Consider the following 18,350-nt stretch of genomic DNA (forward strand, 5'->3'; position numbering starts at 1 on the left):
GCATCGACGTCCTCTTCGCCATGCTCCGAGACGGAACCTTCTACCAACCACCCACACCAGCAACGGCTTGACGAAAACCATAGAGGCACCTTTTCTGGCCTGTGATGTCTTCGAGCGCCTTATGCCCTCTGCCCTATGCCCTCTGTCCGGCGAGCGTGTGCAGAATCTCTGCCACCGGGACAGGATCCAGGGGGCCCACGTGTGACGCCTGGGGAAAATCGTGGACGCGGAAGCTGTTGCCAGGCGTCAACGCGTCGGCTTCCGCGACCATTCTGTCCTGGAGTGCGGTGGCGATCGTCCGGTCCCTGCCGAAACGTAGATAGGTGCGGGGAACGCGTCCCCAGCTTCCGGCCCGGCCGACCGCTCGTCCCGCATAGGCGGCCACGGGCTCGTCGGTCTGCATGTCGGCCAGTAACCGACGGAATTCGGCGTCGGGATAGTCCGCGCAGATCATCTCCTTCAGAAGGGCCAGCGCATGGCTGTCGCCGGTCCGGAAGTTCAGCCGCAGTACACCGAGCCGGTCCGGGGCGCCCACCGTCAGCTCGACCGGGCTGACGGCGTTCGCGTTCTCGGGTGCCGCGGTGCAGGCGTCCGCCGTGGGCAGGACACGGCTGGGGCAGAAGGCCGCCATGTAGCACATGTGGTGGATCAGGTGCGGGACGGCATTGCCGACACGGCTGACCGAGACACCGCCCAGGCTGTGCCCGACCAGCACCACCGGACCGTTCTGTGCCGCCCGCCGCACGATGCCCGTGACGCGCGCCTCGTACTCCTCAAGTCCGAGGCCCTTCAGCGGGGAGGGCTCGGCCGCCATCGCTGGGAGATCTTGCCGCTGGTACGACTCCGGCACGAAAGCCTCCGCGCCATGCCGCGGCTGGTCCACCATGACGACGCGGTGACCGCGCAGCGTCAGCTCCCGCGCTATCGGCATCCAGAACGCGCCCGCGCTGTGGGTGCCGTGCACCAGCACGTAGGTGGTGGGCCCGCGACGCGCGGCCGCCGCGGCCGGCGAGGTTCGCGGCCCGGTGGCCAGCGCCGTGGCTCCTACCGCAAGTCCCAGCCCACGCAATGCCGTTCGCCGGGTGGCACCCGTCCGTTCTTTGTTCGTGTCATCGTTCGTGTCATTCACCATGAGTACGACGCTATGAACGGCCCGCTGTGCCCGCCAGCGGTGCAGCACCACCCCGGAGGTAGACCCAACACCACCTCCCGCCGGTGTTGCGGGTGTTGCGGGTGTCGCGGGTACTGCGTGTGTTGCGCGGTGTGCTTGACGTGCAGATTGTCGGTGTGAGCTGTGCTGCCGAGTCTGAGTGGGGCCGGCGGGGGCATCCGGGGCGGATGGGTGTAACTCGGGTGATGCGGTTGATCGAGGCGGCTGCGGCGGGCGACGAGGCGGGCCTGCTGTGCCGGTTGTGTCGTGTGCTGTGCGAGGGGCTGGAGATGGAGGGGGCCTCGATGTCCTTGCTGACGCATACCGAGGCCCGTCAGCTGCTGTGTGCCAGCGGGGACGAGGCGTTGCGGCTGGAGGAGTTGCAGTACGAGTCGGGGGAGGGGCCGTGCATGGCGGCCTGTGCGTCCGGGGCCCCCGTGGTGTGCCACGACCCCGGCACGTACGTGACCTCGTGGCCGGTCTTCGGCTCCAGGCTGCTGGAGGAACTGCCCCACGTGTCTCTTGTCCTTGCGCTACCTCTCACGCCCTCGGGCGCACGTCGGCCGATCGGTTCGGTGGATCTGCTGCGGCACACTCCCTGGCAGCCCGGTGAGAACCCCGTGCCCGAAGCCGTCGCGGCCGCCCGGGCCGTCGCCGACATCCTGTTGGAGCGCGCACTGCGGCACTTCGGCGGCGCAGACCCCCTGCCCTGGGAGCCGGCCGATGTGATCGACGCCCACTGGGACGGCGTTCGGCGGGCCGCCGGACGCCTGGCCGCCCGCCGCGACCTCGCCATCCCGGACGCGCTGGCCCTGTTGCGGGCCCGCGCGTTCGCCACCGGTCGCCCCCTCCCGCAGGTGTGCGCCGAATTCTTCGACGAGCCGAGAGGGTGAGCCGGTCCGGGACGCGGCACGAGGCCCCTGGGCTCGGACCGCTGTTGCCCGTCGACGCCGAGCGCTGGGTACGGTGGGCGCTGGTCAGGCCACCGTCACAGCACATCGGCGAGGCGGTCTACCTGGTGCGCGTCGAGGCCGTAGCAGTAGAGCATCACCTCGTCGGCGCCGAGGTCGGCGAAGCCGGTGATCGCATCGCGGATCTCGGCCGGAGTGGTGAGCATTCCGGCTACCATCCGGTCGGCCATGCCGGTGAAGGTGTAGTACGCGTGCATATTGGTCCGGGCGTCGCGGACGACGTCTTCAGGGCCGAGCGCGACGTTGACCTGCGCGACAATCCGCGGAGCACCTTCGCGCCCGTACTCCTTCCAGAACCTGCGCGCGGTGTCGAACAGACCGCCTGCCCAGGAGACCGCCGCGGCGGCGAGGAAACCGTCGCCCCAGCGCGCGACGCGTTCGATCGCGGCGGGCTGGAAGCCGCCGAAGAGCACCTCGGGGCCGCCGAACCGGGCGGGGGCAGGACCGATCGGGCCGATGCCGTCGCCGTACGGCTCGCCCGACCACAGACGGCGCATCACCGCCATCTGCTCGTCGAGCCGTCGGCCCCGGGTGTGTTTGTCGATGCCCGTGACCTGGTGATCGTCCTCACGCCCCCCGACGCCCAGGCCGAGAACGAAGCGGCCACCGGTCATCCGGTCCAAGGTGGCGGCCTGCTTGGCGAGGAGGGCGGTGTCGCGCAGCGGGGCGAGCAGCACTTCGGTCTGGACCCGGATGCGGGAGGTGGCGCCCGCGAGGACGGCCAGCGCGACCAGGGGTTCGGGGTTGTCGTAGACGAGCCGGTCGAGCAGGCCGAGCGTACTGAAAGGCCCGGCGTCGGCGCGCTGGGCCCAGGTGAGCAGGGTGGCGGGGTCGCCGATGGGCAGACCGATACCGACGTTCATGAAGCAGACCTCCGAAGGGAAGGATCGACAAAGACTGCTGCCGCCCTCCGGCACCTCAGCGAGGTGGGACGCTCCCGCTCTGCGGCCTGCTTCTGGGGAACCTCTCATCGAAGTACCTTCACCCTAGGGCGCGCCGGGTCGGTGGGACAAGCCGATTCGGGCCAATGGGTCGAGGACGCTGTCGTCTCGTCGCGCGGCGGTCGGATCGCATCCCGAGCCCGCGACTGCGAACCGGCGTCGCGGACCGCGCTGTCCCGTCCCACCCCACCGCGCCACAGGGGTGGGCGGGGCCGGCCGCCTCGTCCACGAGCGATCCGGCAGGGCGCTAATTGAGCCAGCCGATCTTGGTGTAGTCCCGGCTGGCGAGACCGTCGGCGCCGTAGTTCGCGAGACCCGAGCGGACGGCGACGATCTGCGGGCGCTGGTACAGCTCGATGGAGTGGCCGAGCTTCCACAGCTCCTTGTCGGCCTCGTTGTAGAGCTTGTCGGCCTCGGCGGTGTCGGTGGTCCGCTGCGCCTTCTTCAGCAGCCCGTCGATCTTCGGGGAGCCGATGGAGCCGTAGTTCTGGAAGAGGTTCTTGCCCTTGGGCTGGACGAAGGTGGGGGTGACGACGCTCTTGAAGACGGCGTCGACGTTGCGGAAGCTCGTGATGTCGAAGTTGCCGATGTTCACGAACTTGGCGAAGTAGTCGTTGGCCGGGACCTTCTTCAACGTCACCTTGATGCCGACCGCGGCCAGCTGCTGCTGCACCAGCTCCGCCTGGTCGACCTGCGCCGACGAACTGCCCGCGCTCAGCGTGTACTCCAGCGTGAGCTGCTTGCCGCCCTTGGTGCGGGGCTTGCCCTCACCGGCCGACTTCCACCCGGCCGCGTCCAGCAGCCTGCCCGCCTTCTCGGGGTCGTACTTCCCGTACTCGCCCGAATTGTTCTGGTAGCCCTCCTGGTTGGGCATGAAGAGGTGGTTGTCGAGCGGCTTCAGCTCGAAGGAGAGGTCCTTGCTGAAGGCGGCGTTGATGCCCTTGCGGTCGATCGCGTTGCCGAGCGCCTGGCGCACCCGGACGTCCTTGAGCGGGCCGCGCGCGCCGTTCAGCGCGATGTGCACCTCGTCCCAGCGCGCACCGCGCCGGATGTCGGTGCCGGAAGCCTTCACCAGGCGCTTGTAGTCCTCGGGCAGCAGCGCGCTGGCCGAGTCGACCTCCTTGTTGAGGTACGCCTCGGTGCTCGCCGTGAAGTCGATGATCCGGTAGACGACCGAGTCCAGCTTGGGCTTCGGGCCCCACCAGTTCGGGTCCGGGACGATCGTGATGGTCTGCGCCGTCTTGTCGATCTCCTTGACCTTGAAGGCGTTCGCGGTGACCGGGAGCTTCTGCGCCCACCCCTTGTTGAACTTGTCCGGGGTGTCGATGTACGCCGCCGGGTACACCGGGTCGAACAGGTTCTGCCACTCCGCGTACGGCTGGTCGAAGGTGACGCGGACACCGTGCGCGTCCTTGCCCTGCTCGACCTTGGAGATCTGTTCGTAGCCGTCGGTGACGGCCGCCTCGTACTCCTTGTCCGTGCCGTTCAGGGCTCTCCACTGAGCGGCGAAGTCCTTCCAGCTCAGCGGCTTTCCGTCGGACCACTTGGCCTTCGGGTTCAGCTCGTACTCGACGGTCTGCGGGTCGGTGGAGACGACCTTCGCCGACGTGAGGAAGTTCGGGTTGATGTGCTGCGCGCCCTTGGCATCATTGTCGAACAGGTCGGGCAGCAGCGCCCCGTCCACCTCTGTGGCGTCACCCTGGAAACCGTCGGGGGTGTTCCAGTTGAAGTTCGCGGGCCACATCGACAGGCCCATTTTCAGCGTGCCGCCCTGCTGGAGATCGCTCACCGGGTGCGCGTCGATGTCCTGTCCGTCCACCGCCGGTGCGGCCTGCTTCTTCACCGGCTTGTCGTCGTCGGAGGACCCGCAGCCCGCCAGCACCAGGCTGGCCGACAGGGCGGCGGCGAGGGCAACGACGGTGGATCTGCGCATGGGTCTTCCTCCGGGTCGGGCGCGGCCTGGGGTGCGGCCGCAGTCGGCCAGAACGTAATCCCGTCGACGACGCCCGTGGAAGGGCTATCGGAAGATGACATGCGCTCTTCATGAAGTGGCAACAAGACGCGATCATGCTTACTCCAGCAAGCCGATGACCTGCACAAACGGAGGCAGAACAGGTGTGGGGCTATCTGGGCAAGCGAATCGGCTACTACGTGATACTCCTCGCCGTCGCCATCTGCCTCTCGTACCTGATCGCCTCGCTGGCCCTCGACCCGCGCGCGTACTACGAAGGCCGCCAGCCACCGCTCTCCCGCGCCTCGGTCGAGCACCACCTGACCGCGATCGGCGTCAACGACCACAAACCGCTGCTCGACCGCTTCCTCACCTGGGCGGGCCACGCCGTCCGGGGCGATCTCGGCGCGACCATCGACGGGGCCTCCGTGAGCGCCGAGTTCGGACGCCGGATCGGTGTCAGCCTGCGTCTGCTGCTGCTCGGCACGATCGCGGGCACGGTGCTCGGCGTGCTGGCCGGCGCCTGGACGGCGGTGCGCCAGTACCGGTTGTCCGACCGGGTGTTGACGCTCACCTCCTTCGCACTGCTGTCGACCCCCGTGTTCCTGCTGGCCGTTCTGCTCAAGATCGGCGCGATCTGGTTCAACCAGCGGACCGGCACGGACGTCATCCGGTTCACCGGTGAGAAGAGCCCGGGCGTCGACTCCGGATTCTGGGCCGTGCTCAGGGACCGGTCGGTGCACCTGCTCCTGCCGACGGTCTCCATCGCCCTCGGAGCCATCGCGAGCTACAGCCGCTACCAGCGCTCGGCGATGCTCGACGTCCTCGGCGCCGACTATCTGCGCACCGCCCGCGCCAAGGGCCTCACGCGCCGCGCGGCGCTGCTCAAGCACGGGCTGCGCACCGCCCTCATTCCCATGTCCACCTTCTTCAGCTACGGCTTCCTCGCCCTGTTCACCGGCGCCACCTTCACCGAGACGATCTTCGGCTGGCACGGCATGGGCGAGTGGTTCGTCGCCTCGCTCGGTAAGAACGACGTCAACTCCGTCGTCGCCGTCAACGTCTTCGCCGCGGTGGTCGTGCTGCTGTCCGGCTTCTTCGCCGACGTCCTGCACGCCGCCCTCGACCCGCGCGTCCGCCGCGCCTGAGTGATCGACTGCCATGACAGCCACCCTCATCGAGACCGCTCCTCTCGCCCGGCCCCGGGGCCGCGGCACCGTCGTCGCGCGCCGCTTCCTGCGCAACCGCTCCGCCCTCACCGGAGCGTTCGTCCTGCTGCTGCTCGTGGCCCTCGCCCTGATCGGCCCGCACCTGACCGCGTGGAACTACAGCACCGTCGACTACACGGCCCTGCGCGAGGCACCGTCGGCCGACCACTGGTGGGGGACCAACCGCATCGGCCAGGACGTCTTCGCGCAGACTGTGCGCGGGCTGCAGAAGTCCCTCGTCATCGGGGTCCTCGTGGCCCTGTTCGCGACGGGGCTCGCGGCGCTGGTCGGAGCGTGCGCGGGATACTTCGGCGGTTGGGCCGACCGGGCGCTCATGTTCGTCGTCGACCTGCTGCTCGTCTTCCCCTCGTTCCTCATCATCGCGATCGTCTCACCGCGGCTGCGCGACGGCGGTTGGTTCGCGTTCGTGGGACTCCTCGCCGTCTTCGGCTGGATGATCACGGCGCGGGTCGTGCGCGCGATGACGGTGTCCCTGAAGGAACGCGAATTCGTGCGCGCGGCCCGATACATGGGCGTAGGCCCCTTCTCGGTGATCCTCCGGCACGTGCTGCCGAACATCGCCTCGTTCCTGATCATCGACGCCACCATCGCGGTGGGCGGCGCGGTGATGAGCGAGACGGCCCTGTCCTACTTCGGGTTCGGCGTGCAGGCGCCGGACGTCTCGCTCGGCACGCTGATCGCGTCGACGACCGGGGCCGCGATCACGTACCCCTGGATGTTCTTCTTCCCCGCGGGCCTGCTGATCGTCTTCGTCCTCGCGGTGAATCTGGTCGGCGACGGGCTGCGCGACGCGCTCGACCCGTCCGCCTCGGGAAAGGGCGCGCGCCGTGCTGCTTGAAGTGACCGATCTGCACGTCGGGTTCGACGGCAAGGCCGCGGTGCGCGGCGTCGACCTGCGCCTCGAACGCGGCGAGGTCCTGGGCCTCGTGGGGGAGTCGGGCTCGGGCAAGTCGGCCACGGCGCTCGCCCTGCTGGGGCTCCTGCCGGGCAACGCGACCGTACGCGGATCAGTGCGGCTCGACGGGGAGGAGCTGGTCGGGGCGTCCGACCGGCAGCTCTCCCGGGTGCGCGGCGCCCGGATCGGCATGGTCTTCCAGGACCCGCTGTCCGCGTTCACGCCCGTCTACCGGATCGGCGACCAGATCGCCGAGGCGGTCCGCGCCCACCAGGACGTGTCGCGCGAGGCCGCGCGCGAACGGGCCGTCGCCCTCCTGGACCTGGTCGGCATCCCACGCGCCCGGGAGCGGGCCGACGCCTACCCGCACGAGTTCTCGGGCGGCATGCGGCAGCGCGCGATGATCGCGATGGCCATGGCGAACGACCCCGACGTCATCGTCGCCGACGAACCGACGACGGCCCTGGACGTCACCATCCAGGCACAGATCCTGGATGTGCTGCGCACGGCACAGCGGGAGACGGGCGCGGCCCTCGTCCTGGTCAGCCATGATCTCGGGGTCATCGCCGGGACCGCCGACCGGGTGGCCGTGATGTACGCGGGCCGCGTGGTGGAGAGCGGCCCCGTGGACGACGTGTTCCGGACGCCCTCGATGCCGTACACGCTGGGGCTGCTCGGGGCGGTGCCGCGGATCGACGGGGCGGCGGACGTGCTGGTGCCGGTGCCCGGTGTGGCACCGGGCGCCGGGGAGGCGGTGGCGGGGTGCGCGTTCGCCGCGCGCTGCCCGCTGGCTGAGGACCGCTGCCGGGAGGCGGTGCCGGACCTCGTCGCCGTGGGGGAGCGGCACGAGGCGGCCTGCGTGCGGTCGAAGGAGCTGACGGGGCTGACACCGCGCGAGGTGTTCCCGGTACCGGACGTGCCGGCCATCGCCGCGCGGCAGGCGACGAGCGGTGCACCCGTGCTGAAGGTGCGGGGGCTGACCAGGACGTTCCCCGTGTTCAAGGGGACCGCTTTCAAGCGGCGGGTGGGGAGCGTGTACGCCGTCGACGGCGTCGACCTCGACATCGAGCGCGGCCAGACGCTCGCGGTGGTCGGGGAGTCCGGCTCGGGCAAGTCGACGACCCTGTTCGAACTGATGGAACTGCGGCGCCCCGAGGCCGGCGCCGTCGAACTCTTCGGGCAGCATGTCGGCGCGCTCAGCAGGGCGGAGACGCGTGCGCTGCGCCGGCGCGTACAGATCGTGTTCCAGGACCCCATGGCCTCGCTCGACCCGCGCATGCCGGTCGGCGACATCGTCACCGAGCCGCTGCGCGCACAGGGGGTGAGCCGGGCGGAGGCCGCGCGGCGGGGGCCCGAACTCCTGGACCTGGTCGGACTCGACCCGGCGCACGTGGAGCGGTACCCGCACCAGTTCTCCGGCGGGCAGCGCCAGCGCATCGGGATCGCGCGGGCGCTGTCGGTGGAGCCCGAGCTGCTGGTCCTCGACGAACCGGTGTCGGCCCTGGACGTGTCCGTGCAGGCGGGGGTACTCAATCTCCTGCAACGCCTGAAGGGGGAGCTCGGGCTCGCCTACCTCTTCGTCTCGCACGACCTGTCCGTCGTGCGGCACATCGCGGACCGGGTGAGCGTGGTGTACCTGGGGCGGACGGTGGAGTCCGGGCCGGTGGAGGACGTCTTCGAGCGGCCCGCGCACCCGTACACACAGGCGTTGTTGTCGGCGGTGCCGGTGCCGGATCCGTCCAGGGAGCGGGTGCGGCAGCGCGGGCGCATCCTGCTGGCCGGGGACCCGCCCAGCCCTACCGCCCGGGTGGCCGGGTGTGGGTTCCGGGGGCGGTGCCCGGTGTTCGCGGGGCTCGGGGCGGGAGAGCGGGGACGGTGCGAGGAGGTGGCTCCGCCTGAGGTGGGGGCGGCGGGGGTGGCGTGTCACTTTCCGCGGGTGCGGGAGGTTGTCTGACGGCCGGGCCGTCGCCGATGCGGCGGGATGCACGAGGCACCCCGCCGCCGGTCCGGTCACGCCGAACGGATCACGCGGGTCCGGTCACGCCGAACGGGTTGTGCCGGGCCGGTGACGTCGAGCGGCTCACGCCGGCCCGCGCGGCCGACGTGTCCACCGCCCGGCCACCGCGACAGCCGTGGCCGACCGTCTGACCGCCCGGCAGCCCCGGCCTCGGCTACTGCGAGACGCGCACGTAGTCGACCAGCATCTTCTGCGGGAAGGTGGTGGTGGTGTCCGGGGCGCCCGGCCATTCGCCGCCCACCGCGTTGTTGAGGATCATGTAGAAGGGGTGGTCGTAGACCCAGGGGCCACGCGTCGCCTCCAGTGTGGAGCGGGCGACGGTGAAGAAGGCGTTGCCGTCGACCGTGAAGGTCATGTGGCTGGAGTCCCAGTCGAGGGCGTAGGTGTGAAAGGCGGTCGAAAAGTCGCTGCCCGCGATCTGGTAGGGCGCGCCGTACCCGCCGCCACCGTTGTAGGCGGGGGCGTGCAGGGTCGAGTACACCGTGTCGGGCACCTTGCCGATGTGCTCCATGATGTCGATCTCACCGCTGGCCGGCCATGGGGTGCCGGTCTTGAAGTTGGAGCCCAGCAGCCAGAACGCGGGCCACAGGCCCTGGGTGCCGGTCACCTTGATGCGTGACTCGACATGTCCGTAGGTGAAGTTGAAGTGGTCGGACGTGTTGATGCGGCCCGAGGTGTACTGGCAGGTGGTGGAGCCGGACAGGGGATCGGTGGGGCAGCTGGAGCCGGGGGTGACCTCCTTGCGGGCCTCGATGACGAGGTTGCCCGCGCCGTCCATCGTGGTGTTCTTGCCGTTGGTGTAGTACTCCAGCTCGCCGTTGACGCCGGGACCGGTGTCCTGGGTCCACTTCGAGGAGTCGGGTGTGGTGCCGGCCGCCGTGTTGAACTCGTCCTGAAAGACGACGCGTCCGGGGTTGTTAGGGTTCGGCGGGTCGGCCGGCGGGGCGGTCGGGCTGCCCCCGGTGCCGAACACGTCGAAGGTCCACAGGGAGTAGCCGTACGCGGTGCCGCGCGCCGTGCCGTACATCCGGACGTAACGCCCGGTGCCGTCGACGGTCAGGGTCTGCTTGAAACCCTTCGCGGTGGTCGTGGAGTAGACGTCGGTCCAGTTCGTGTTGTCGGCCGAGACCTGGATCTTGTAGGCGCTCGCGTAGGCCGGGTCCCATTGCAGGACGACCTGCGTGACGTGCGCGGTGGCGCCCAGGTCGACGGTGAGCCACTGCGGGTCGGTCCAGCCGGTGCTCGCGGCGGTGGCCCAGCGGGTCGCCGGGTCGTGATCGAAGGCCTTGGCGGGGGTGCAGCCGCCGCACTGCGCGTCGTCCTGCGTGCTGGAGGCGGTGCCGGGTTTCTTGTAGGAGAGCAGCACCGCGTTGCCGCCGCCCGGCGGCGTGGTCCCGGTCGTGAACACCTGGAACTCCCAGAGCGAGAAGCCGTATTGGGAGGCGCGGGCCGTGCCGTACACGCGGACGTAGCGGCCGGATCCGGTCAGGGTGAGGAGTTCGGTCCCGCCGACCCCGTTCGACGTCTGGTACACGGTCGTCCAGGCGGTCCCGTTGTCGGAGACCTGGATCTGGTACGCCTTGCCGTAGGCGGCCTCCCAACTGAGCTGCACGCCACAGATGTTCTGCGTCGAGCCGAGATCGACCTGGAGCCACTGCGGGTCGGTGGCGGCGCTCGACCAGCGGGTGCCGGCGTTGCCGTCCACGGCGGCGGAGGCGGGGGTGCCACCGTTCTCGGTGGACGAGGCAGTCGCCGGTTTGGTCAGCGCCGCGTTGGTGGTGGAGCAGCCGGTGCCGCCGCTGCCGGTCGTGCCGTAGACCCGGAACTCCCAGAGGGAGTAGCCGTATTGGGTGGCTCGCGTCGTGCCGTACACGCGGACGTAACGGCCGGCGCCGGTCACGGACAGGGTCTGGTTGCCGCCGGTGGCCGTGGTGGTGGCGTAGACATCGGTCCAGGACGAGCCGTCCGGCGAGGTCTGGATCTTGTACGCCTTCGCGTAGGCGCCCTCCCAGTTCAGGACCACCTGATCGATGGTGGAGGTGGCGCCGAGATCGATCTGGAGCCACTGCGGGTCGGTGGCGGCGCTCGACCAGCGGGTGCCGGTGTCGCCGTCCACGGCGGCGGAGGCGGGGGTGCCACCGTTCTCGGTGGAGGAGGCGGTGGCCGGTTTGCCCTGTGACAGCAGCGTGCCGGCCGCCTGGGCGGGCGCTTTCACCAGGGCCAGCAGGCAGGTCGCCAGCAGGGTCGCGACGAGGACGAACACGGTGGTGCGGGGGCTTCGTACGGTGAGAGGGGGGAACGAGCGGTGCGGGGGTCTTCCACTCACGGCGTCTCCTGAGGTCTTTTGATCGCCGAACGAGAGAGCGCTCTCTGGTGGGGAAGATGGTTATGGCCTTGTGGCTGACACGTCAAGACTGTGGACGAGGGGGCCTTGCCGATGCGCCGTGGCGTCCTTCTGGTGCGTGGTGCTTATGGCCTGTCTTGGTGCGGTCCGGTGTGATCGGACGCGTTGTCGGCTCCTCGTGTGCGGGGCCCGGCGCTGCCCGTGCTGTCCGCGCCTGATGACCCCGGCGCGGGGGAGCGGGGTGCCCAGTCCTGGGAGTGCGGGGGCCGTGGCGCGACGACGGGCCGCAGCAGGGGACCGGCCACGAGCCACAGGACCGTGTAGGCGACTCCCCAGCCCAGGGTGAGACCAGCGTTCTGATGTCCGTCGGCCTTCAGGATCACGCCGAGGATCATCAGACCGACCGCTGCGGCCGAGGCCGTGCCGGCCATGATCCAGCGGGTGCGCGGTTTCCAGCCGCGGGCGTGCCCGGCCTGCTCGAACGCCTTGCGCACCGCGCCGCGCACGCCCTGTCGCCGCTCTTTGACTCCCCAGGTGATCCACATCGTCAGTCCGATCGCGTTGACGATGAGGACGCCGTTGAGGATGACGTTCAGCCACCATATGTGGGTGTAGTCGATGAACTTTCCGGCACTGAGTTCCATGTACCGCGCCTTGCCCCGATGCGGCGGTACTACCGCTTCCGCTTCGGCCCGAGTCACGGCTTCCGTCCGACGGGCCGCCCAGGGGCTGGTCGCCGTTTGGGAGAGCGGTTACTCGTCGGAGGAAGGGTGCGGATGCCCCATGCGGGAGAGCCAGGTCGTGAGCAGTGTCTCGAGCGACTCGGCCTCGGTGTGCGTCAGCAGATCGAGCAGGCGGCGTTCGTTGTGCATGTGGTCGGTGAACGCGCGGTCGATGAGGTCGCGTCCGGGTGTGGTGAGGGCGACGATCCGGCCGCGCTGGTCGTCGTCGGAGCGGCGTCGGGTGATGAGCCCGGCTCGTTCCAGGCGGTCGAGCCTCTTCGTCATCGCGCCGGTGGTGACCATCGTGTGCGCGGCGAGCTCGCCGGGCGCCCGTTCGTAGGGGTCCCCGGCGCGGCGCAGGGCGCAGAGGACGTCGAACTCGCCCTCGCTCAGGCCGTAGTGGCCGTAGATGAGGCAGAGTTCCTCGGTGAGCCGGCCGGCCAGCCGGTGCAGTCGTCCGATCACTCCTTGCGGGGTGATGTCGACATCGGGGCGCTCGCGGCGCCAGTCCGCCTGGATGCGGGCTACGCGGTCCATCGGTTCACCGTGCTCCATACGACCCATAGTAGCTTCCCAGGAAGCTATATTAACTTCCATGGAAGCTAATGTGCGCTGGGTGGCGTTGACCGCGGTCGCGCCGGTGGCCTGGGGGGCCAACTACTTCGTCACACGCGAGTTCCTGCCGGCCGACCGCCCGCTCTACGGCGCCGCCCTGAGGGCGTTGCCCGCCGGTCTGGTCCTGCTCGCCCTGCGCAGACAGCTTCCGCGGGGCGCGTGGTGGTGGCGGTCCGCGGTGCTCGGGCTGCTCAACATGAGCGTGTTCTTCGTCCTCGTCTATGTCGCCTCCCAACTGCTACCGACGAGCGTCGCTTCGACCGTCATGGCGGTAGCCCCGATGACGATGATGCTCATGGCCTGGCTCCTGGTGTCCGAACGGCCTCGGATCGCCCAACTTGCCTGCGCCGGGATCGGACTCGCCGGGGTCTGCTTGATGCTGCTCTCCGGGACGCAGGGCATGAGCGTGCCGGGGTTCCTCGCCTCGACCGCCGCCATGCTGGTGTCGTCCTTCGGGTACATCCTGGCCAAACGGTGGAGCGGCGATACCGATGTGCTCGCCTCGACCTCCTGGCAGCTCACCGCAGGGGGCCTGCTCCTGCTTCCGGTGGCCGCAGCCGTGGAGGGCGCTCCGCCCGCGCTCTCCGCACCGACCTCCCTCGCTTTCGGCTACGTCGCCCTGATCGCGACCGCGCTGGCCTTTGTCGCCTGGTTCACCGGGCTGCGGCACCTGCCTGCGGGAACCGTCGGACTGATCGGACTGCTCAACCCTGTTACGGGTGTACTGCTCGGCACAGCGGTCGCCGACGAGGCCCTGACCACTCAGCAACTGTGCGGACTGGCCCTGGTCCTCGGCGGAGTCGTCCTGGGGCAACACAAGCGCGCGGGCCGGCGCGACAACGGTCAGGCATCCCCGCCCCCGCCCCCGCCCCCGCCTCCGGTGTCCGACGAGCGCCCAGCGCAAGCGCCCGCCGTACGCGACTCCGGTTGATTCCCGGGTGAGCCGGCTCTGCGCGCGTGCGGCGGCGTCGATGTGATGCCGCCGGCGAGACGCTTGCGGTACTTCATGTCGGGTTTCCCGGCTGGGGCGTCCTACGCGGGACGATGGCTTCGCCGCCTGGCCTGCCCGGGCCCGGACAGTGCGGCGAGGTCGGCGACACCTGCGCTTCCGCCTGATCTGACCGATCACGGAGACCCGGCCCCCGTAATGCCGAGGGGAGCGAGGCGGTGCGCGATAGTTGGACCATGCGTCTGTTGCTGATGTCAGACACCCATCTGCCGAAGCGTGCGAAGGAACTGCCCGCGGAACTGCTGGAGCGGCTGCCGCTCGCCGATGTGGTCGTCCACGCCGGTGACTGGGTGGATGTCGCGACCCTGGACCTGCTGGAGTCCCGCTCCAAGCGGTTGATCGGTGTCCACGGCAACAACGACGGCACGGAGCTGCGGTCGCGGCTGCCGGAGGTCGCCCGGGCGGAACTGGGCGGGCTGCGCCTCGGAGTCGTCCACGAGACGGGTACGGCCCAGGGGCGCGAACGCCGCTGCGCCGAACGTTTCCCGGATCTCGATGTCCTGGTCTTCGGGCACAGTCACATCCCCTGGGACACAACGGCTCCCGGCGGGCTGAGGTTGCTGAATCCGGGGTCGCCGACGGACCGGCGCCGCCAGCCGTACTGCACGTACATGACGGCCGAGGTGGTCGGGGGACGGCTGACCGAAGCGACGCTGCACAGGCTGCCGCGCCGCGCCGGCTGAACCACCCAGGGCGACTTGGGGTACGGCGCCGCTCACTGCCCGGCGGAATCGGACGCGGCCTGCCGGTCGCTGACATGCAGGGAGCCGAGGAGCGCCAGGGCGTGGGCGGAGGGGCTCGCCGGTTCGGCGTGGTAGATGACGAGTTGCTGGCCGGGCGCGTCGCGGACGTCGAAGGACTGGTACGTCAGGGAGAGGGCGCCGACGTCCGGGTGGAGGAGTTCTTTGGCGTCCTGGGTCTTGCCGCGCACGGTGTGCTGCGCCCACAGCCGCCGGAAAACGGCGCTGTGCTCGTCCAATGTGGCCACAAGGTGTCGCAGACGCGGGTGCTCGGGGTCGAAGCCGCTCGCTTGGCGCAGGTTGGCGACGGCGGCCTGGGTGGCTCGGTCCCAGTCCTGGTAGAACTGCCGCCCGGCCGGGTCGAGGAAGGTCATGCGGGCGAGGTTGTCCGCGGGGGAGAAGGGGGCGTAGAGCGCGTCGGCCAGGGAGTTGGCGGCCAGGATGTCGAGGGTGCGGCTCATGACGAACGCCGGAGTGTGCGCGTAGCCGTCCATCAGTTGGCGCAGCGCGGGGCTGACCCGCTCCGTGACGTGGAGAGAGCCGTGGCCCTCCGGTGACACCCCGGCCAGACGGTGCAGATGGGCGCGGGCATCCGGGTGGAGACGGAGCGCACGGCTGAGCGCGTCCAGCACCTGAGGTGACGGGTGGCGTTCGCGTCCCTGCTCCAGCCGGGTGTAGTAGTCGGCGTTGACGCCGGCCAGGACGGCGACCTCCTCGCGACGCAGACCGGCCACCCTGCGCACGCCGTGACTCGCCATGTCGACGTCCTGTGGCCGCAGGCCGGCACGGCGCGCGCGCAGAAACTCCCCGAGATGGTTGTCGTCCATGACCTCCAGGCTAGGCGGTGGCCGCTCGTGTTGCCTGGGTGCGCCGCACCCAGGCGGAGAACACCCTGGTACCCCCTCGCTGACCTGCGCAGACTCGGTCGGGCACGGCACGTTTGCCCACCGAGGAAGGGAATCCAGATGTCAGGCGAGGCGCGGAGCGGCCGACACCCCGAGAACGCCGACGTGGTCGGCATGTGGGTGACCGCGGACGGTCACATCCGGCAGGAGCTGTTGCCCGACGGGCGCTACGACGAGGCCCGGGGAGACCGGCGCAGCGCGTACACCGGCCGGTACACGGTGAGCGGTGACCACCTCGAGTACGTGGATGACACCGGCTTCACCGCCACGGGAGACATCCGGGACGGCGTGCTCCACCACGAACACCTTGTGCTCTACCGCGAGGAACGCGCGGCGGGGCGGCCGTGACGGAGCGCGGCAGCGTCGTGGTCTCGCGCGTGCACGGCCACAGAACCGGCCGAGGTGCGGACGGCGCTGTCCCGTTCGAACGCCGCATGAGGACTGCACACCGTCACTGGAGGAAGGCAGAGCAATGAAACAGACCGACGGCATCACCACCAGCCCCGGCGGAGCCGGGCCCCGCGCGGAGGTTTCCTCGGCGCCGGGCACCCTGGCCCTGCTGGTGCTGTGCGCGGCTCATTTCATGGACGCCATCGACCTGTCGGACGTAGGTGTGGCCCTGCCCGCGATCCAGCGTGACCTGGGTATGGCGTCGGGCTCCTTGCAGTGGGTCGTGTCCGCCTACGCGCTCGGCTACGGCGGTTTTCTCCTTCTCGGAGGCCGGGTCGCGGATCTGTTCGGCCGGCGCCGCGCGTTCCTGACCGCGGTCGCCGTCTTCGGCGTGGTGAGCGTGCTGGGAGCGTTCGCTCCGACCGGCGGCCTGCTGATCGCGGCGCGGCTCGTGAAGGGGATCGCCGCGGGCTTCCTGGCCCCGGCGGCCCTCTCCCTGATCACCACCAGCTGGCCCGAGGGACCGCGGCGTGGCCGCGCTCTCGGGTGGTACGCGACCGCCGGTGCCTGCGGCTTCATCGGAGGGCTTGTCCTCGGCGGCGTACTGACCGAATGGTCGTGGCGGCTCGTCTTCGCGCTCCCGGTGCCCATCGCCGTGGCGGCCCTACTGGCAGGGGCGCGCCTGCTCCCGGCGGACCCGCGAGGCGGCGCCCGCGAGAAGCTCGACGTCCCTGGTGCGCTGACGGCCACCGGAGCTCTGGTGCTTCTGGTCTATGCCCTCACGCAGGCTCCGTCGCACGGCTGGCTGTCCGCGCGCACCCTTGTCCTCTTCGCCGCCGCGGCCGGTCTGCTCGGCATGTTCCTCCGTATCGAGTCCCGTTCACGCAGGCCCCTGGTCGCGCTGTCCTTCCTCACCCGGCGCGCGACCGTGGGCGCCAACCTGACGATCTTCGCGATGTGGGGCGCCTATACGTCGTTCGCGTTCCTTGCCACGCTCTACTTGCAGAACGTGCTGGGCTGGACGCCGTTGCAGACGGCCGGTGCCTTCGTCCCGCTCGGCCTGGCCAACGGCGCGCTGGCGCCTTTCGCGGGGCGGTTCGCCGCCCGGTTCGGCGTGCACAGGACGATCGCCGCCGGGATGCTGATCCTCGCGTTGTCCTATGCGCTGTTCTTCCGGATCGGTCCCGGCAGCCCGTTTCTCACGGTGATCCTGCCGGTCATGGTCGTGAACGGGATCGGCACCGCCGCGACGTTCCCCGCGCTGAACATGAGCGCGGTGGCCGGGGTGCCCGACCGGGACCAGGGGCTGGCGGGGGCCCTGCTCAACACCTTTATGCAGATCGGCGGTGCTGTCGTCCTCGCCCTCGTCACCGCGGTCGTCGAAGCCGGACAGCAGGCGGACCACGCCGATCCGCTGGCGGGTTACGCCGCTGGCACCGCCGTCATCGTCGCCGCCGTACTCGCCGGTCTGGGCGCAGCCCTGCTCATCCGGCACCGGGCCGACAGCCGAGGCCACTGACGCAGCAGCCCCGCGCCACCGCGCACCGCCATCTGACCACCACCCCATCAGGAGCACCTGCATGACCGCTACGACGACCCTGTCCGCCGAAGCCGCCGAAGCCGCCGAAGCCACCGAAGCCACCGAAGCCGCCGGAATTCCCGAAGTCACCGAAGCCGCCGACGCCGTCGAACCCGCCGAGTTCGCCGGGAAGACGGCTCTCGTGACCGGCGCCGCACGCGGTATCGGCAAGGAGACCGTGGCTCTCCTCCATGCCCGCGGCGCCCACGTCGTCGCGCTCGACACGCGCCCCGAACTGGCCTTGCTGCCAGAGGAGTTCCCCGGAACCGTGACGGTGACCGGCGATGTCACCGCGGAAGAGACCGCCGTCCGCGCGGTCCGGTCCGCCGTCGACGCCTTCGGCGGACTGGACATCCTGGTCAACAACGCCGGACGCACCCTGAACAAGCCCGTCACACGGACCACCGCGGAGGACTGGGACAGCGTGATGGACGTCAACGCCCGCGGTGCCTTCTTCTTCGCCCGCGAAGCCTTCCGGGCCATGGAGGAGCGCGGGGGCGGCGCCATCGTCAGTACCGGCTCCTACGCGTCCACCGTGGGCCTGCCCGAGGGGATCGCCTACAGCGCGTCGAAGGGTGCGCTGGCCCAGCTGACCAAGGTCCTGGCGCTGGAGGGCGGCCCCCTGGGTATCCGCGCGAACCTCGTCGCCGCGGGCGTCGTGGAGACCGACTTCCTGGACACCTTCCGCCCCGACAGCCGCGCCTATCTCGCGTCCTTCGCGAACACCCACCCGCTGGGCAGGGTGGCGCAGCCGCACGAGATCGCGGAAGTCCTGTGCTTCCTGGTCTCCCCGCGATCCTCCTTCGTCACGGGCGCCGTACTCGCCGCGGACGGCGGCTTCACCGCGGCCTGACCCACCGCAGGGCGCGGAGCATGCGGTGCGGAGGGCGCC

16 protein-coding genes are annotated in these 18,350 nt (G+C 70.2%); 9 read left to right on the top strand and 7 right to left on the bottom strand.

Annotated elements, in window-relative coordinates; all coding sequences use genetic code 11:
- Positions 1 to 133 precede the first annotated feature (133 nt).
- Complete coding sequence (locus ACZ45E_RS38770; RefSeq protein WP_468231016.1) at positions 134 to 970, bottom strand: alpha/beta hydrolase; 837 nt, start codon at positions 968 to 970, stop codon at positions 134 to 136.
- A 386-nt stretch (positions 971 to 1,356) separates the two neighbouring features.
- On the opposite strand from ACZ45E_RS38770, the gene ACZ45E_RS38775 reads away from it, so the two are divergent.
- Positions 1,357 to 2,043 (top strand): GAF and ANTAR domain-containing protein, encoded by a 687-nt coding sequence (locus ACZ45E_RS38775; protein WP_468230954.1) that lies wholly within the window; start codon positions 1,357 to 1,359, stop codon positions 2,041 to 2,043.
- A 95-nt stretch (positions 2,044 to 2,138) separates the two neighbouring features.
- Here the strand turns inward: ACZ45E_RS38775 and ACZ45E_RS38780 are convergent, their stop codons facing one another.
- Positions 2,139 to 2,984: an LLM class flavin-dependent oxidoreductase gene (locus ACZ45E_RS38780; protein ID WP_468230957.1), complete on the bottom strand. Its 846-nt coding sequence runs from the start codon at positions 2,982 to 2,984 to the stop codon at positions 2,139 to 2,141.
- Between the two features lie 325 nt (positions 2,985 to 3,309).
- A complete protein-coding gene (locus ACZ45E_RS38785) occupies positions 3,310 to 4,995 on the bottom strand; it encodes an ABC transporter family substrate-binding protein (RefSeq protein WP_468230959.1) in 1,686 nt (561 codons plus the stop codon).
- Positions 4,996 to 5,177: 182 nt separating this feature from the next.
- Here ACZ45E_RS38785 and ACZ45E_RS38790 point away from each other — a divergent pair, with 182 nt between their 5' ends.
- The 3 genes from ACZ45E_RS38790 to ACZ45E_RS38800 are packed head-to-tail and all read left to right on the top strand — an operon-like array spanning position 5,178 to position 9,091.
- On the top strand, positions 5,178 to 6,161 hold the full coding sequence (locus ACZ45E_RS38790; protein WP_468230962.1) for an ABC transporter permease: 984 nt from the start codon (positions 5,178 to 5,180) through the stop codon (positions 6,159 to 6,161).
- 13 nt (positions 6,162 to 6,174) lie between these two features.
- Positions 6,175 to 7,080: an ABC transporter permease gene (locus tag ACZ45E_RS38795; protein WP_468230964.1), complete on the top strand. Its 906-nt coding sequence runs from the start codon at positions 6,175 to 6,177 to the stop codon at positions 7,078 to 7,080.
- Positions 7,073 to 9,091, top strand: coding sequence for a dipeptide ABC transporter ATP-binding protein (locus ACZ45E_RS38800; protein WP_468231019.1), 2,019 nt, complete (start codon positions 7,073 to 7,075; stop codon positions 9,089 to 9,091). Before ACZ45E_RS38795 ends, ACZ45E_RS38800 begins: the two co-directional genes overlap by 8 nt.
- Before the next feature lie 217 nt (positions 9,092 to 9,308).
- On the opposite strand, the gene ACZ45E_RS38805 is transcribed toward ACZ45E_RS38800, so the two are convergent.
- The 3 genes from ACZ45E_RS38805 to ACZ45E_RS38815 form a co-directional block, all read right to left on the bottom strand.
- The gene (locus ACZ45E_RS38805; RefSeq protein ID WP_468231022.1) at positions 9,309 to 11,417 is read right to left on the bottom strand and encodes a discoidin domain-containing protein; all 2,109 of its coding nucleotides are present in this window, start codon (positions 11,415 to 11,417) and stop codon (positions 9,309 to 9,311) included.
- Positions 11,418 to 11,623: 206 nt separating this feature from the next.
- Positions 11,624 to 12,142: a hypothetical protein gene (locus ACZ45E_RS38810; RefSeq protein ID WP_468230966.1), complete on the bottom strand. Its 519-nt coding sequence runs from the start codon at positions 12,140 to 12,142 to the stop codon at positions 11,624 to 11,626.
- Positions 12,143 to 12,250: 108 nt separating this feature from the next.
- Positions 12,251 to 12,775: a MarR family winged helix-turn-helix transcriptional regulator gene (locus tag ACZ45E_RS38815; protein WP_468230968.1), complete on the bottom strand. Its 525-nt coding sequence runs from the start codon at positions 12,773 to 12,775 to the stop codon at positions 12,251 to 12,253.
- A 40-nt stretch (positions 12,776 to 12,815) separates the two neighbouring features.
- On the opposite strand from ACZ45E_RS38815, the gene ACZ45E_RS38820 reads away from it, so the two are divergent.
- Together ACZ45E_RS38820 and ACZ45E_RS38825 are read left to right on the top strand one after the other, a co-directional pair.
- Positions 12,816 to 13,766 carry an EamA family transporter gene (locus ACZ45E_RS38820; protein WP_468230971.1) on the top strand — a complete coding sequence of 317 codons (951 nt, stop codon included), beginning with the start codon at positions 12,816 to 12,818 and terminating at the stop codon, positions 13,764 to 13,766.
- 254 nt (positions 13,767 to 14,020) lie between these two features.
- Entirely contained in the window at positions 14,021 to 14,527 is a 507-nt protein-coding gene (locus tag ACZ45E_RS38825) for a metallophosphoesterase family protein (protein WP_468230974.1), read from the top strand.
- Between the two features lie 32 nt (positions 14,528 to 14,559).
- On the opposite strand, the gene ACZ45E_RS38830 is transcribed toward ACZ45E_RS38825, so the two are convergent.
- Positions 14,560 to 15,411, bottom strand: coding sequence for a helix-turn-helix transcriptional regulator (locus tag ACZ45E_RS38830; RefSeq protein ID WP_468230977.1), 852 nt, complete (start codon positions 15,409 to 15,411; stop codon positions 14,560 to 14,562).
- A 138-nt stretch (positions 15,412 to 15,549) separates the two neighbouring features.
- On the opposite strand from ACZ45E_RS38830, the gene ACZ45E_RS38835 reads away from it, so the two are divergent.
- From ACZ45E_RS38835 to ACZ45E_RS38845, 3 genes are all read left to right on the top strand, one after another.
- The gene (locus tag ACZ45E_RS38835; RefSeq protein WP_468230980.1) at positions 15,550 to 15,837 is read left to right on the top strand and encodes an Atu4866 domain-containing protein; all 288 of its coding nucleotides are present in this window, start codon (positions 15,550 to 15,552) and stop codon (positions 15,835 to 15,837) included.
- 124 nt (positions 15,838 to 15,961) lie between these two features.
- Entirely contained in the window at positions 15,962 to 17,398 is a 1,437-nt protein-coding gene (locus ACZ45E_RS38840; RefSeq protein WP_468230983.1) for an MFS transporter, read from the top strand.
- 61 nt (positions 17,399 to 17,459) lie between these two features.
- Positions 17,460 to 18,311, top strand: coding sequence for an SDR family NAD(P)-dependent oxidoreductase (locus ACZ45E_RS38845; RefSeq protein ID WP_468230986.1), 852 nt, complete (start codon positions 17,460 to 17,462; stop codon positions 18,309 to 18,311).
- Positions 18,312 to 18,350: the final 39 nt, after the last annotated feature.

The sequence above is a fragment of the Streptomyces sp. NPDC030991 genome (assembly GCF_055571235.1).